Source organism: Pseudonocardia sp. OZ21 (assembly GCF_059359135.1).
Genome location: NZ_JCADBN010000005.1, coordinates 539,075 through 552,514, shown reverse-complemented (window position 1 = coordinate 552,514; position 13,440 = coordinate 539,075). Strand labels below are relative to the sequence as shown.

The window sequence follows — 13,440 nt, the reverse complement described above, 5'->3', positions numbered from 1 at the left end:
CGGTGACCGGTCACGCCGGACGCAGCAGGAGCGGGAGGAACGTCATCCCGTGGGCGCGCAGCCGGGCCCGAACCTGGCGGTAGTAGCTGGGGGAGACGAGCTGGCGCAGCAGGAACGGCACCGGGGCGGTGGGCAGCCGAACGTAGTTGACCAGCGCATAGGGGGCCTCGGGCTCCGGGCGCAGCAGGATGGAGTTGTCCACTCCGAGCACCCCGGCGTACCAGCCGGAGATGTCGTCCCAGGCGGCCTGTGCATCGTCTGCATCAGCAGCGGTGAAGTGGTTGAGCAGGAACGTCGCGTCCCGGGTGCGCTCGGTGTCGCCGAAGCGGCGCACGTTGTGCGCGGTCATCGCCTGCACCACCGGGATGCCGTCGGCCTCGAACCTGGCCCGGAGCGCCGCGAGCGGCGCAGCGTCGTCCACTGCGCCGTACGCGCGGGCGAGCACCACCACGTCGAAGCGCGGGACCCCGCTGATCGGCGGGATCAGCACCGTCTCGAACACGGTCGCGTCCGCGAAACCGCGCTGCTCACCGACCCCCACGTCGTCGAGCAGCGCGTGGCAGCGCGCGATCACCCGGGCCCGCTCGGCGCTGCGGCGCACCTTGGGGCCGACCGTCCTCGGGTCGGCGGCCAGCCCGAGATAGAGCCAGGTGCCCGGGGTCGGCTCGGTGAACGGGGGTCGGGGAAGGGGTGGGGCGAGGGCCTCCTGATCGGGCCTTGCCATCTCGGTCCTCCGATCCGGTTACTTTGGATACACAAACACTTTGTATACCCGAACCTTATACGCTGGGCTGGTGGCCGACAAGGACGAGTTGCCGAGCGGGGACCAGGTGGCGCAGGTGCTGGGGTACATCCCGCAGATCGGGGCGTACTTCCGGCGAGAGGCCGCCGAGGTTCCGCAGGCACTCGCCGTGCTGTTCGCCGAGCACCGGCTGACCGCGCGGCACGGCGGCGTGCTGGCCCAGCTCGCGCCGTCGCCACCGCTGAGTGTCACCGAACTGGCCGGGCGGATAGGGGTGTCGCTCTCGACGGCCAGCGAGCTGGTCGGCGACCTGAGTCGGGCCGGGATCGTGGCCCGACGGGAGGACTCGGACAACCGCAGGCGCACCCTGGTCAGCATCTCCGACGACTGGCGTGAGGTCGTGCAGGGCGTCGTCGCCGAGCGCTCCGCGCCGCTGCTCAAGGCGCTCGGCGCGCTCTCTCCGCGCGACCTCGAGGGCTTCGCCCGCGGCCTGGCGGCGTGGGCCCGGGAAGTGCGGCCGGACGGATCATCATGACGAAACGGGTAAGGGAAGGCTATCCTCCGGTCCGCCCTGATGATCTGCCCTGGAGGCACCGTGCCCGCCACGCTTCGCGAACCCGTTCTCGACCGCATCACGCGCCGCAGGCTGCTCACCGGCGCGGGTGCGCTGGGTGCGCTCGGGCTGTTGACGGCCTGCGGCGGCGGCACAGACAGCGCCACCGGGGCGTCCCCGGCGACCGGCACGGGCGGCTTCCCGCTCAGCGTGGAGCACCGCAACGGGACGACCTGGATCCCCGCCGCGCCTCAGCGGGTCGTCACCGTCGGGTACAGCGACCAGGACCCGGTGCTCGCGCTCGGCGTCCGCCCGGTCGGGGTCACCGACTGGTACGGCGACCACCCGTACGCCACCTGGCCGTGGGCACAGGACGAGCTGGGCGATGCCCAGCCGGTGGTGATGAACCGCGGCACCTTCACCGGCACCCCCGAGTACCGGTACGAGGAGATCGCCGCAATGGCTCCCGACCTGATCATCGGGCTCTACACCGGCATGGACGCCAGCCAGTACGAGACGCTCTCGCGCATCGCGCCGACCGTCGGGCCGCCCGCCGGGTTCCCCGAGTGGGGGGCGCCGTGGCAGGAGTACACGCGGCTGGCCGGCCGTGCGATCGGCCGTCCGGAACGCGCCGACGAGCTCATCGCCGGTATCGACGCCCAGCTGGCCGCCGCACGTGCCGCGCATCCGCAGTTCGAGGGCCGCAGCGCCGTGGTGGCCGAGCGCAACGAGCCGGGGCTGTCCTTCGTCCGGTCGCCCAACGACCAGCGCTCCCAGCTGGTCGCCGCGCTCGGCTTCACGATCCCGCCGGAGATCGGTCAGCTCGCGGGCGACCAGGACGGCGCGGCGATCAGCGACGAGCAGATGGGTCTGCTCGACCGCGACGTGCTGTTGTGGAACACGGGCTTCAGTCCGGAGGTGCGGCCGGAGGTGGAGGCCGCTCCGCTCTACTCCCAGCTGGGCGTGGTCCGGGCCGGGCGCTCGATCTTCGTGGAGGATCCGACGGTCTCCGCGGCGTGGACCTGGGGCACGGTGTTGAGCCTCCCGAGCGTGATCGACTCCCTGGTGGCGCAGCTGGCCGCGGCGGTGAAGTAAGGGCCGTGCCGGCCCCGTCCGGGAGTGGGGTGGTGCCCGTCACCCCGGCCGCAGGCACCGTCGGTCGACCGCTCCGATTCTGCGACCTACTGTTCAGGAGTGTCTGATTTCGTGAGCGTGCCGGAGTTGCCGGTCTCTGCCTCCGCCCTGCGTCGAGCCCTGCGCCGGGTCCGTGACGGTGCCGCGCTCGATGTCACCGAGGCAGCCGTGCTGCTGGCCGCGCGCGGGGAGGAGCTCGACGAGCTCTTGGCCGCCGCGTCCCGGGTGCGGGACGCCGGCCTGGTCGCCGAGGGCCGCCCCGGTGTGGTGACGTACTCCCGCAAGGTCTTCATTCCCCTCACCAGGCTCTGTCGCGACCGCTGCCACTACTGCACGTTCGCCACGGTGCCGCATCGCGTTCCGTCCGCGTTCCTGGAACGCGACGAGGTGCTGGAGATCGCCAGGGCGGGCGCGGCTGCCGGGTGCAAGGAAGCCCTGTTCACCCTCGGCGACCGCCCGGAGGACCGCTGGCCCGCGGCCAAGGAGTGGCTCGAGGCGCGTGGCTACGGCTCCACGCTCGACTACGTGCGGGCCTGCGCGATCGCCGTGCTGGAGGAGACGGGCCTGCTCCCGCACCTCAACCCCGGTGTGCTGAGCTGGGCGGAGCTGACGCGGCTCAAGCCGGTGGCCCCGAGCATGGGCATGATGCTGGAGACCACGGCCACGCGCCTGTGGTCCGAGCCGGGCGGCCCCCACTACGGGAGCCCTGACAAGGACCCCGCGGTCCGGCTGCGCACTCTGACCGACGCCGGGCGGGTGGGCGTCCCGTTCACCACGGGGATCCTGATCGGGATCGGCGAGAACCGCACCGAGCGGGCCGAGTCGATCTTCGCGATCCGCTCGGCCGCCAGGGCGCACGGCCACATCCAGGAAGTGATCATCCAGAACTTCCGCGCCAAGCCCGACACCGCGATGGCCAACGATCCCGACGCCGATCTCGAGGACCTGGCGGCCACCATCGCCGTCGCCCGTGTGGTGCTCGGCCCGAAGATGCGCGTGCAGGCTCCGCCCAACCTCGTCGGCGAGGAGTTCGCGCTCATGCTCCGCGCGGGCATCGACGACTGGGGCGGCGTCTCGCCCGTCACGGCCGACCACGTCAACCCCGAGCGGCCCTGGCCCGCGATCGACGAGCTCGCCGTCCGCTCGGCCGCGGCCGGGTTCACCCTGCGGGAGCGGCTCACCGCGTACCCGAAGTACGTGCTGGCGGGCTCGCCCTGGATCGACACGCGGCTGCACGCGCACGTCGCCGCGCTCGCCGACCCGGAGACGGGCCTCGCCAACGCGAGCGCGGCGGTGCAGGGGCGGCCGTGGCAGGAGCCCGACGGCGGGTTCGAGTCGACCGGCCGGATCGACCTGAACACCGAGATCGACACCGAGGGACGCACCGAGGACCGCCGCGGCGACTTCGAGTCGGTGTACGGCGACTGGAACGAGCTGCGGTCCGAGCTGGCGGCGCACCAGCAGTCGGCGCCGGAGCGGCTCGACTCCGACGTCCGTGCCGGGCTCGTGCTCGCCGCCTCCGACCCGGCGGCGCTGCTCGACCCCGCCCACGAGGCCGCCGCGATGGCGGTGCTCACCGCCGACGGCCGCGCGCTCGAGGAGCTCACGCGGCTCGCCGACGAACTGCGCGCCGACGTCGTGGGCGAGCCGGTGTCGTACGTCATCAACAGGAACATCAACTTCTCGAACGTCTGCTACGTCGGCTGCCGGTTCTGCGCGTTCGCCCAGCGCGAGCGCGACGCCGACGCGTTCCGGCTGTCGTTCGACGAGGTGGCCGCCCGCGCCGTGGAGGCGGCGCAGGACGGCGCCACCGAGGTCTGCATGCAGGGCGGCATCGACCCCCAGCTGCCGGTCACCTTCTACGCCGACCTGGTGCGCGCTGTGAAGGCCGCCGTGCCGGACATGCACGTGCACGCGTTCAGCCCGATGGAGATCGTCAGCGCGGCGGCGAAGGCCGGTGTCTCGATCGAGGAGTGGCTCACCGAGCTGCGCGACGCCGGCCTGGGCTCGATCCCGGGCACCGCGGCGGAGATCCTCGACGACGAGGTCCGGTGGGTGCTCACGAAGGGCAAGCTGCCCGCGGCGCAGTGGCTGGAGGTGGTGGGCACCGCCCACCGGCTCGGCATCCCGTCGTCGTCCACGATGATGTACGGCCACGTCGACGAGCCGCGGCACTGGCTCGGCCACCTGCGCACCCTCGCCGTCCAGCAGGACAGGTCCCGCGAGGCTGGCGGCGCGTCGTTCACGGAGTTCGTGCCGCTGCCGTTCGTGCACCACAACGCGCCGATCTACCTCGCAGGAATCGCCCGGCCCGGACCCACCACGCGGGACAACCGCGCGGTGCACGCGTTCGCCCGCCTCGCCCTGCACGGTCGCATCGACCACGTGCAGTGCTCGTGGGTGAAGCTCGGCGACAACCTCTCCGCGCAGATCCTGCAGGGCGGGGCCGACGACATGGGCGGCACGCTCATGGAGGAGACGATCAGCCGGATGGCGGGCTCGGAGAACGGCTCCGCGCGCACCGTCACCGAGCTGGCGGCGATCGCGGAGAAGGCGGGACGGCCGGTGCGGCAGCGCAGCACCACCTACCTCGAGCCGGTGGCCCGCGTGGTGCCGGCGGAGCGGCCGGGTCCCCGGCTGATTCCACTGACCTCCGCCTGACGCGAGGCGCGTCGCTTTCGGGAGGAATGGCTTTCCGGGCCGCGCGGTCGATTCACGAACAATGGACGACTGCGGGGTCCTGGGCCATTCCTACCGATGATCCCGGTATTTTCACGGGCCGGTTACATCGGATCTCGCGTGTTTTCCGGGAAACCCCTAACGTGGACGGGGCGAACGCGCCAGGAGCGTCGCCGAGGCAGCCGCCGCCCCGCGGGTGAAGGCGCGTGGCCCGAGGAGCGCGGTGCTGGGGCTGGTGGTGCGCCGGGGCCCGGACGTCGGACGGCGGCCGGTCCTGCACCGACCAGGAGGAACCGCATGACGCTGCTGTCCGTACCTGTGATCGACATCGGGCCGTTCCGGAACGGGAGCCCCGCGGATCGCGCGGCGGTGGCCACGGCGGTCGACGGCGCCTGCCGCGACATCGGTTTCCTCGTCGTCTCCGGCCACGGGGTCCCCGAGACCACCCTTGCCGCGATCGCCGACGTCACCCGCCGGTTCTTCGACCTCCCCATCGAGGAGAAGCTCCGGGTCCACCGTCCGGCCCCGGACGTCTCGCGGGGCTACGTGGGCATCGAGGGCGAGTCGGTCGGGCGGTCCCGCGGCGCCGCCACGGCCGGCGACCTCAACGAGAGCTTCATGATCGGCCCCGTCGACCTGCCCGACCCCGAGTACGCCGGGTCGCTCGCGGCGGGCATGCACTTCGCTCCCAACCTCTGGCCCGCGGAGCCTGCCGGGCTGCGGAAGATCTACTGCACCTACTACCGGGCGATGGGCGGCCTCGCGGCGCTGCTCATGGAGATCTTCGCCGTGGCGTTGGAGCTGCCTGCTGACTTCTTCGCCGACAGGATCGACAAGCACATCAGCAGGCTGCGGGTACGCAACTACCCCGAGCCGCAGGTGGCGCCGCTGCCCGGACAGCTCCGGGTCGGCGCCCATTCCGACTACGGCAGCCTCACGATCCTCGCCGCGGAGGACCGGCCCGGCGGGCTCCAGGTGCGCACCGCCGACGGCCACTGGGTCGACGTCCCGATCGTCCCGGGCGCGTTCATCATCAACATCGGGGACCTGCTGGCCAGGTGGACGAACGACCGGTGGGTCTCGACGCTGCACCGGGTGGTCAACCCCGACGAGGGCGACGTGGCCGGGAGCCGCCGGCAGTCGGTCATCTTCTTCCACAACCCCAACTACGACGCCGAGATCCGCTGCATCCCGACCTGCGTCGAGCCGGGAACGGAGCCCAGGTACGAGCCGATCACGTCGGGGGCGCACCTGCGCAGGCTGTTCGTCACCACCCAGAACGTCGCCTGAGCACAGCGATCTCCGATGGTGACCTGCTCGGCTCGCCGAGGTCGCGCTCACGGCGGTGACCGGCGCATGACGGGCACCGCCTGCCGCTCCGGAGCGGACGCCGACCGGGGTGACCGCCGTATCGTGGGGCCATGGGCATCCTGGGCGAGCTCTTCCCCGGTTCGAAGATCCGTGACGAGTCCGGCGAGTCCGGCAACGGGCAGGAGTGGGAGCTCGGCCCGATCGACCTCGACAAACGCACCTTCGAGGTCCGCCGGGTCGAGCCGGCCGGTGAGGAACCGGCACCCGACCCCGAGCGCTGAGCCGAGGACCGAACTGTCGTCCACCACCAGGGGAACCGGATGAGCCGCCCGCTCGAGGGCCTGCACGTGGTCGAGTGCGCGAGCTTCGTCGCCGGCCCGACCGGCGGGATGACCCTCGCCCAGCTCGGCGCCGACGTCGTGCGCGTCGACCCGATCGGCGGTGGCAGCGACCAGCACCGCTGGCCCGTGGCCGGCAACGGGACGGGCGGTGCACAGGCCGAGTCGTACTACTGGGCGTCGCTGAACAAGGGGAAGCGCTCGGTCGCGCTCGACCTGCGCTCCGCGGAGGGCCGGGAACTGCTCACCGCCCTCGTCACGGCGCCGGGGCCGGACCGCGGCGTACTCGTCGACAACGTGGTCGGGCGCCGTTGGATGGCCAACGACGTGCTCGTCGCCCGCCGTGCCGACCTGATCCACGTGCGCGTCCAGGGCTACCCCGACGGGCGTCCAGCGGTGGACTACACCGTCAACGCGGAGGTGGGGATCCCGCAGATCACCGGGCCGGAGGAGGGCGGCGCGCCCGTCAACCACGTGCTGCCCGCCTGGGACTTCACCGCAGGCCTCAGCATCTCCACCGCCGTGCTCGCCGCCCTGCACGACCGGGCGCGGACGGGGCGGGGCGCGTACGTCGAGCTTGCTCTGTCCGACGTGGCGCTGGCCGGTGTCGCCAACCTGGGCTGGCTGTCGGAGGCCGCCGAGCGCGGTCGGGAGCGGCCACGGCACGGCAACCACGTGTACGGCAGCTTCGGCGTCGACTTCGCCTGCTCGGACGGCCAGCGGGTGATGGTCGTCGCGCTCACCGAGGGGCAGTGGGACGCGCTGCGGAAGGTCACGGGCACGGCCGCCGTGTTCGCCGCACTGGAGACGGCCCTGGAGGCCGACCTCAACCGCGAGTCGGAGCGCTACCGGCTCCGGGAGACGATCGCGGCGATCCTGCGGCCGTGGTTCGCCGCGCGTGACCTGGAGCGGGTCAGCGAGGAGCTCGACGCGGCCCGGGTGCTCTGGGGCCGCTACCGCGGCATGACCGAGGTGGTCGCCGCCCACCGCCAGGGCGCCCACCCCGTGCTCGCCGACATGTCCCTCCCGAGCGGCGCGGAGGCGATCACCGCCCGCTCGCCACTGCGCTGGAACGGCGACCACGGGGCGCCGGGCCACACGCCGGAGCTCGGCCGCGACACCGAGCAGGTCCTCGCCGAGATCCTCGGCCTCGACACCGCCGAGATCGGCAGGCTCGTCGCAGCGGGCACCGTCGCCGGAGCCGGCTGACCGCTCGCTGTGGCGCCGGGCACCGGCCCGTCACCCCGTGGGCCGCAGTTGCGAGAATCGAGGCATGACCGCAGCCACCGACCGCCGCCCGCGGGTGCTCTCCGGCATCCAGCCGACCGCGGAATCGTTCCACCTGGGCAACTACCTCGGTGCGATCCGGCAGTGGGTGGCGTTGCAGGACGACCACGACGCGTTCTACTTCGTCCCCGACCTGCACGCGATCACCGTCGAGCACGACCCGAAGACCCTCGCCGCCCGCACCCGCAACTCGGTGGCGCAGCTGCTGGCGCTCGGTCTCGACCCCGACCGGTGCACGATCTTCGTGCAGTCCCACGTGTCCGAGCACACGCAGCTGGAGTGGGTGCTGGGCTGCATCACCGGGTTCGGTGAGGCGAGCCGGATGACGCAGTTCAAGGACAAGTCGGCGCGTCAGGGCTCCGACGATCGGGTCACCGTCGGCCTGTTCACCTACCCGATCCTGCAGGCCTCCGACATCCTGCTCTACCAGCCGGAACGGGTGCCGGTGGGCGAGGACCAGCGCCAACACGTGGAGCTCACCCGCGATCTCGCCCAGCGGTTCAACTCCCGCTTCGGCAAGGCGCTCACGGTGCCGCAGCCCTACATCCTCTCCGGGGCCGCCAAGATCCAGGACCTGCAGGACCCCACGGCGAAGATGAGCAAGTCGGCGTCGAGCCCGTCCGGGATCGTCGAGCTGCTCGACGACCCCAAGGTGAGCGCGAAGAAGATCCGCTCCGCGGTCACCGACGCCGAGCGGGAGATCCGCTTCGACCAGGAGGCCAAGCCCGGCGTCTCCAACCTCCTGACGATCTACTCCGCCCTCACCGACCGCAAGATCTCCGAACTCGAGGCGGAGTACGCGGGCAAGGGCTACGGCGACCTGAAGAAGGACCTCGCCGACGTCGTCGCAGACTTCGTTGATCCGCTGCAGGAACGGGTACGCACGTATCTGGACGATCCGGCAGAGCTCGACCGGGTGCTCGCCCGCGGCGCCGTGAGGGCGCGGGAGGTCGCCGGGGCCACGCTGGCCGCCGTCCACGAGAAGATCGGGTTCCTGCCACCGACAGGATGAGGTGAGGCGCGTGGCCGCCCCCCCAGCCAAGGCGAAAGCAGCCGGGCCGTCGAAGGTCGAGAAGCTGCGGGCGCGCTACGCATGGATCGACCATCTCGTGCGCGCCGGCATGCGCTACAGCGAGCGGCACGGCAACCATTACGCCGCCGCCATCACGTACTTCAGCGTGCTGTCGCTGGTCCCGCTCGTGATGGTCGCGTTCGCCGCGGCAGGCTACGTCCTCTTCTTCCGCCCTGAGCTGCTGGCGGAGCTCCAGGCCGGGATTTCGAAGAACGTGCCGGCCGGGCTGGAGACCGTGATCAACCCGATCGTCAACGGGGCGATCGAGTCACGCAACGCCGTGGGTGTGATCGGCCTGCTGGGCGCGCTCTACTCCGGCATCAACTGGATGTCCAACCTGCGCGAGGCACTGTCGGAGCAGTGGGGCCAGGTGCCGGCCACCCCGGCCATGCACAAGCGCCTGTTCTTCGACCTGCTCACACTGATCGGCCTCGGGCTCGCGCTGGTCGGTTCGTTCGCCATCACCGGGCTGGCATCGGGTTTCGCCGCCACCCTGCTCGGTCTCGTCGGGCTGGGTGACGAGGGCTGGGCCCCGGTTCTCCTCACCGTGCTCGGGGTCGTGCTCGGCCTCGTGGCCAACTGGTTCATCTTCCTCTGGGTGATCGCCCGCCTGCCCCGCGAGCACGCCACCCTGCGCAGCGCGGCCAAGGCGGCGCTACTGGGCGCCGTCGGATTCGAGGTGCTCAAGCAGGTGATGACCTACTACCTCGCCTCGGTCACCACCTCGCCGAGCGGTGCGATCTTCGGCCCGCTGCTGGGCCTGCTCGTGTTCGCCTTCTTCGTCTCCCGGTTCATCCTCTTCGTCACGGCCTGGGCCGCCACCGCGGACGAGAACGAGCAGGAGGAGCCCGCCCCCGTCCCGGGCCCGGCGGTGATCCGCTCCGAGGTCACGGTGCACTCCGGCCCCACCCGCAGCACAGCCGCCGGCCTGCTCGGGGCGGGCCTCGTCACGGGCCTGCTCAGCAGCCGCCTCCTACTGGGCCGCCGCCGCGACTGACCACCTGACCGCCCCACCCCCGGCCCACCCCGCCCAAACCCCGCGAGTCGCCCGTTTCTGGTGCGCGAGTCGCCCGCCCCGTCCCCGCGAGTCGCCCGCTTTCCGTGCGCGAGTCGCCCGGATCCCGTTGGCTCAGCGGCGGGACCGGCGCCCCAACGCCACCACGACGACGGCGGCGCCGACCACGACGGTGATGCCGATCGGCAGAAGGGCAAGGTCCGTCGCGCTCCTCGGCCGGCTCGGTTCTATCGCCTCCACGGCCGGGGCGGGAGCGGCGCTCGTTGCTGTGGGGGCGACCACCGGCGCCCGGTCCACGAGGGTCCCGACCGGCGTTCTGTCGATCGGCTGGGCGAAGCCCCAGTCCAGGAGCGCCGCGGCTTGCCTCCACATCGGCTCGGGACGCTGCTCGCCACGCATGAGGGCGACCACGAGGCGTCGCCCGCCGTGCTGGGCAGCACCGACGAGCGTGTGCCGTGCGGCGTCGGTGAACCCGGTCTTCTCCCCGAGGGAACCGGGATAGCGGGCGAGCAGCCTGCTGGTGTTCGACAACTCGAACCCCGGCCGGTTGCCGTATCCGGGGAAGGGCACGGACGGCGTGGTGATCGTGGCGGCGAACAGCGGGTTCCGCATGGCCACCCGGAACAGGACCGCGAGGTCGTAGGCCGACGACGCGATCCCCGGCCCGTCGAGTCCGGAGGGCGTGGCCGGGAGCGTGTCGAACGCACCCGCCTCGCGGGCGACGGCGGTCATCCGAGCCCGCATCATCGTGTCGCCACCCAGCGCGCGGCTGAGTGCCTGGGCGGTGTCGTTGCCGGAGTTGAGGAGCAGGCCGGCCAGCAGTTGGCGCACGGTGTAGTGGCCCCCGGTCCCGATGCCGGCCTTGCTGCCCTCGATCTGCATGTCTTCCGTCGTGGCGCCGACCACCGCGTCCGGGTCGAGGTTCCGCAGCGCGACCAGTGCTGTGAGCACCTTGAGCGTTGACGCGGGCCGGTGCCGCGCATGTGGTGCTCTGGCGGCGAGCACGGCACCGGAGTCCAGGTCGGCCACGACCCACGACGCGGCTCCCACCTGCGGCGCGCCCGTCGTTCCGATCTCGCCGCAGCCACCCAGTTGTGGACCTCCCACCGGCTCGGCAGGCCAGGGCAGCGGCTCCGGTGCCGGCCCGACGACCTCGGTGGGGGCGGGTGGCGGCGGAGGCACCTGCTGACCGGGGCAGCCGACGGAAGGCCCGGAGGCGACGGGCGCAACAAGGGCAGCGACCACCGCAATCACGCCCAGGAATTGCACGCTGCGACTCTACGGTCGGGTACAGCGGCGACGGTCGTCGGTGACGGGAGCACCCCCCTTGTCGGCCGAATCCATTCACCCGATGCGGGAGGCCCGGGGACTGAAATGACCGAATTCACATAATCCGCACTCGGCTCGGTCGGGTCGGGTCGGGTCGGGTCGGGCGATGAGGATGTCAGCAGTTCCGCTGCGAGTTCGACAATGGCGCAGACCGCCGCGGCCGCGCACCGAGACCCCCGCGCGGTGCGTGCCGCATTGGCCGCGGCGGGCTGGTGGTCTCCCACGAGCCCTCGGGTGGTCGTCGACTCCGGCGAGGCCGTGACCCCGGGTTTCCACCGCGCCGATCCGCGGGCCGGCCCTCGGGACAAGGGTGCGCACCCCCCTCGTCCGGGACCGGTGGGCCGGTGAGGGTTGTCGATGGCACGAGACATCGGCCGCGGGCCGAATCCTCGGACGGACGACAGGTATCGGTGCGGTCGCGCGCTTCCGGAGGGGTGGAGCGCTCGACGACATCCCTGTGGGACTCGCGCACAAGAATCGGGCGACTCGCGCGCGGGGAACGGGCGACTCGCGGGCACGGGACGGGCGACTCGCGCACCCGGGACGGGCGACTCGCGGGCACGGGACGGGCGACTCGCGGGGGTGGGGGTGGCCGGGGGGTTGCGGGGGGTGACCCTGCGATCACCGACCGGAGCCGACGATTCGGTCACGCCGCGGAGTCCTTCGTGTGAACTGATCCGTCGCTCGGCTACGGTCCCTCCGTCGTGCCGTCCGAGATCGGGACGGCCGGAACAGGAGGCGTTCTTCAGTGCGGATCAGACGAGGATTCGTGCTGGCAGCTGCCGTGCTGACCAGCGCGCTGGTGGTGGTGGGCTGTGCCCGCGACACCGGGACCACCCAGCCTTCCGGCGGCGGTGCAAACAACGCGGGAGCGTGCGCGAAGAACGCCGCGCCGCAGGTCCCGGCGGGGGGTGCCACGAGCGCGACGGCGCCTCTGCCGAACGCCGACGCGAGCGGGCTCAAGGTCGGCCTGGCGTTCGACATCGGTGGGCGCGGTGACGCGTCCTTCAACGACGCCGCGGGCGCCGGTCTCGACCGGGCGATCAGCCAGCTCGGTCTGGTCAAGGAGAACACCAAGGAGCTGACGGCCGCGCCGAACGAGAGCGAGGACGCCGCGGCGACCCGCCTGCGCCAGCTCGTCAGCGAGGGCTACAGCCCGATCATCACGGTCGGCTTCAAGTACGCCACCGCGCTGAAGACGGTCGCGGCCGAGAGCCCGAACACCAAGTTCGCGATCGTCGACGACAACTCGGTCGAGCTGCCGAACGTGACGCCGCTGGTGTTCGCGGAGGAGCAGGGCTCCTTCCTGGTGGGTGCCGCCGCCGCGCTCAAGACGCAGACCTGCAAGATCGGGTTCGTCGGTGGTGTCGAGCAGCCGCTGATCCAGAAGTTCCAGGCCGGCTACGTGCAGGGCGCGAAGGCGGTGGCCCCCGACATCCAGGTGGACGTCGACTACCTCACTCCGGCCGGTGACTTCACCGGCTTCAGCGACCCGGCCAAGGGCCAGGTCGTGGCCACCGGCCAGCTCGACGGGGGCGCCGACGTGATCTACCACGCCGCGGGCGCGTCCGGTCAGGGTGTGTTCCAGGCCGTGAAGGCCGCGGGCAAGTCGGCCATCGGCGTCGACTCCGACCAGCACAACATCCCGGGCCTGGCCGACGTGAAGGACGTGATCATCACGTCCATGCTGAAGCGGGTGGACGTGGCGGTCTTCGACTACATCAACGCCTCCGCGGCCGGGAACCTCACCACGCTGCCGAAGGTCTTCGACCTGAAGGTGGACGGGGTCGGATACGCCACGTCCGGCGGCAAGGTCGACGACATCGCCACCCAGCTCGACGCCTACAAGGCGGCCATCATGAGCGGCGCGATCTCGGTCAGCTCGACGCCGTCGTCGTCCTGAACCCGGGGCACCATCGGGGGCCGGGATCCGCCGTACGCGCGGCCCGGCCCCCTGATCCGCGTCCCCCTTCGAAAGGC

At 71.9% G+C, this 13,440-nt stretch carries 11 protein-coding genes; 9 read left to right on the top strand and 2 right to left on the bottom strand.

What is annotated here, in order from left to right:
* Window positions 1–10: 10 nt before the first annotated feature.
* A complete protein-coding gene (locus AC5L35_RS15640; protein ID WP_495060344.1) occupies window positions 11–724 on the bottom strand; it encodes a hypothetical protein in 714 nt (237 codons plus the stop codon).
* A gap of 70 nt (window positions 725–794) precedes the next feature.
* Between AC5L35_RS15640 and AC5L35_RS15635 the strand changes: the two genes are divergently transcribed.
* From AC5L35_RS15635 to yhjD, 8 genes are all read left to right on the top strand, one after another.
* Window positions 795–1,277, top strand: a complete 483-nt coding sequence (locus tag AC5L35_RS15635; RefSeq protein WP_495060343.1) for a MarR family winged helix-turn-helix transcriptional regulator — start codon at window positions 795–797, stop codon at window positions 1,275–1,277.
* 60 nt (window positions 1,278–1,337) lie between these two features.
* Entirely contained in the window at window positions 1,338–2,390 is a 1,053-nt protein-coding gene (locus tag AC5L35_RS15630; protein ID WP_495060342.1) for an iron-siderophore ABC transporter substrate-binding protein, read from the top strand.
* 99 nt (window positions 2,391–2,489) lie between these two features.
* Complete coding sequence (locus tag AC5L35_RS15625; protein ID WP_495060341.1) at window positions 2,490–5,090, top strand: bifunctional FO biosynthesis protein CofGH; 2,601 nt, start codon at window positions 2,490–2,492, stop codon at window positions 5,088–5,090.
* A 315-nt stretch (window positions 5,091–5,405) separates the two neighbouring features.
* The gene (locus tag AC5L35_RS15620) at window positions 5,406–6,398 is read left to right on the top strand and encodes an isopenicillin N synthase family dioxygenase (RefSeq protein WP_495060340.1); all 993 of its coding nucleotides are present in this window, start codon (window positions 5,406–5,408) and stop codon (window positions 6,396–6,398) included.
* 131 nt (window positions 6,399–6,529) lie between these two features.
* Window positions 6,530–6,700, top strand: coding sequence for a hypothetical protein (locus tag AC5L35_RS15615; protein ID WP_495060339.1), 171 nt, complete (start codon window positions 6,530–6,532; stop codon window positions 6,698–6,700).
* A gap of 39 nt (window positions 6,701–6,739) precedes the next feature.
* Window positions 6,740–7,966 carry a CoA transferase gene (locus AC5L35_RS15610; protein WP_495060338.1) on the top strand — a complete coding sequence of 409 codons (1,227 nt, stop codon included), beginning with the start codon at window positions 6,740–6,742 and terminating at the stop codon, window positions 7,964–7,966.
* Window positions 7,967–8,030: 64 nt separating this feature from the next.
* Window positions 8,031–9,056 carry a tryptophan--tRNA ligase gene (trpS, locus tag AC5L35_RS15605; RefSeq protein ID WP_495060337.1) on the top strand — a complete coding sequence of 342 codons (1,026 nt, stop codon included), beginning with the start codon at window positions 8,031–8,033 and terminating at the stop codon, window positions 9,054–9,056.
* Between the two features lie 10 nt (window positions 9,057–9,066).
* Window positions 9,067–10,113: an inner membrane protein YhjD gene (yhjD, locus tag AC5L35_RS15600; protein ID WP_495060336.1), complete on the top strand. Its 1,047-nt coding sequence runs from the start codon at window positions 9,067–9,069 to the stop codon at window positions 10,111–10,113.
* Between the two features lie 132 nt (window positions 10,114–10,245).
* Here the strand turns inward: yhjD and AC5L35_RS15595 are convergent, their stop codons facing one another.
* A complete protein-coding gene (locus AC5L35_RS15595; protein WP_495060335.1) occupies window positions 10,246–11,400 on the bottom strand; it encodes a D-alanyl-D-alanine carboxypeptidase family protein in 1,155 nt (384 codons plus the stop codon).
* 829 nt (window positions 11,401–12,229) lie between these two features.
* Between AC5L35_RS15595 and AC5L35_RS15590 the strand changes: the two genes are divergently transcribed.
* A complete protein-coding gene (locus AC5L35_RS15590) occupies window positions 12,230–13,363 on the top strand; it encodes a BMP family lipoprotein (protein ID WP_495060334.1) in 1,134 nt (377 codons plus the stop codon).
* Window positions 13,364–13,440 lie beyond the last annotated feature (77 nt).

Excerpts from the sequence above, each read along its gene's own strand:
- trpS (WP_495060337.1), top strand. The coding sequence starts at position 8,031 with ATGACCGCAGCCACCGACCGCCGCCCGCGGGTGCTCTCCGGCATCCAG.
- AC5L35_RS15640 (WP_495060344.1), bottom strand. The coding sequence starts at position 724 with ATGGCAAGGCCCGATCAGGAGGCCCTCGCCCCACCCCTTCCCCGACCC.
- AC5L35_RS15615 (WP_495060339.1), top strand. The coding sequence starts at position 6,530 with ATGGGCATCCTGGGCGAGCTCTTCCCCGGTTCGAAGATCCGTGACGAG.
- AC5L35_RS15620 (WP_495060340.1), top strand. The coding sequence starts at position 5,406 with ATGACGCTGCTGTCCGTACCTGTGATCGACATCGGGCCGTTCCGGAAC.
- AC5L35_RS15610 (WP_495060338.1), top strand. The coding sequence starts at position 6,740 with ATGAGCCGCCCGCTCGAGGGCCTGCACGTGGTCGAGTGCGCGAGCTTC.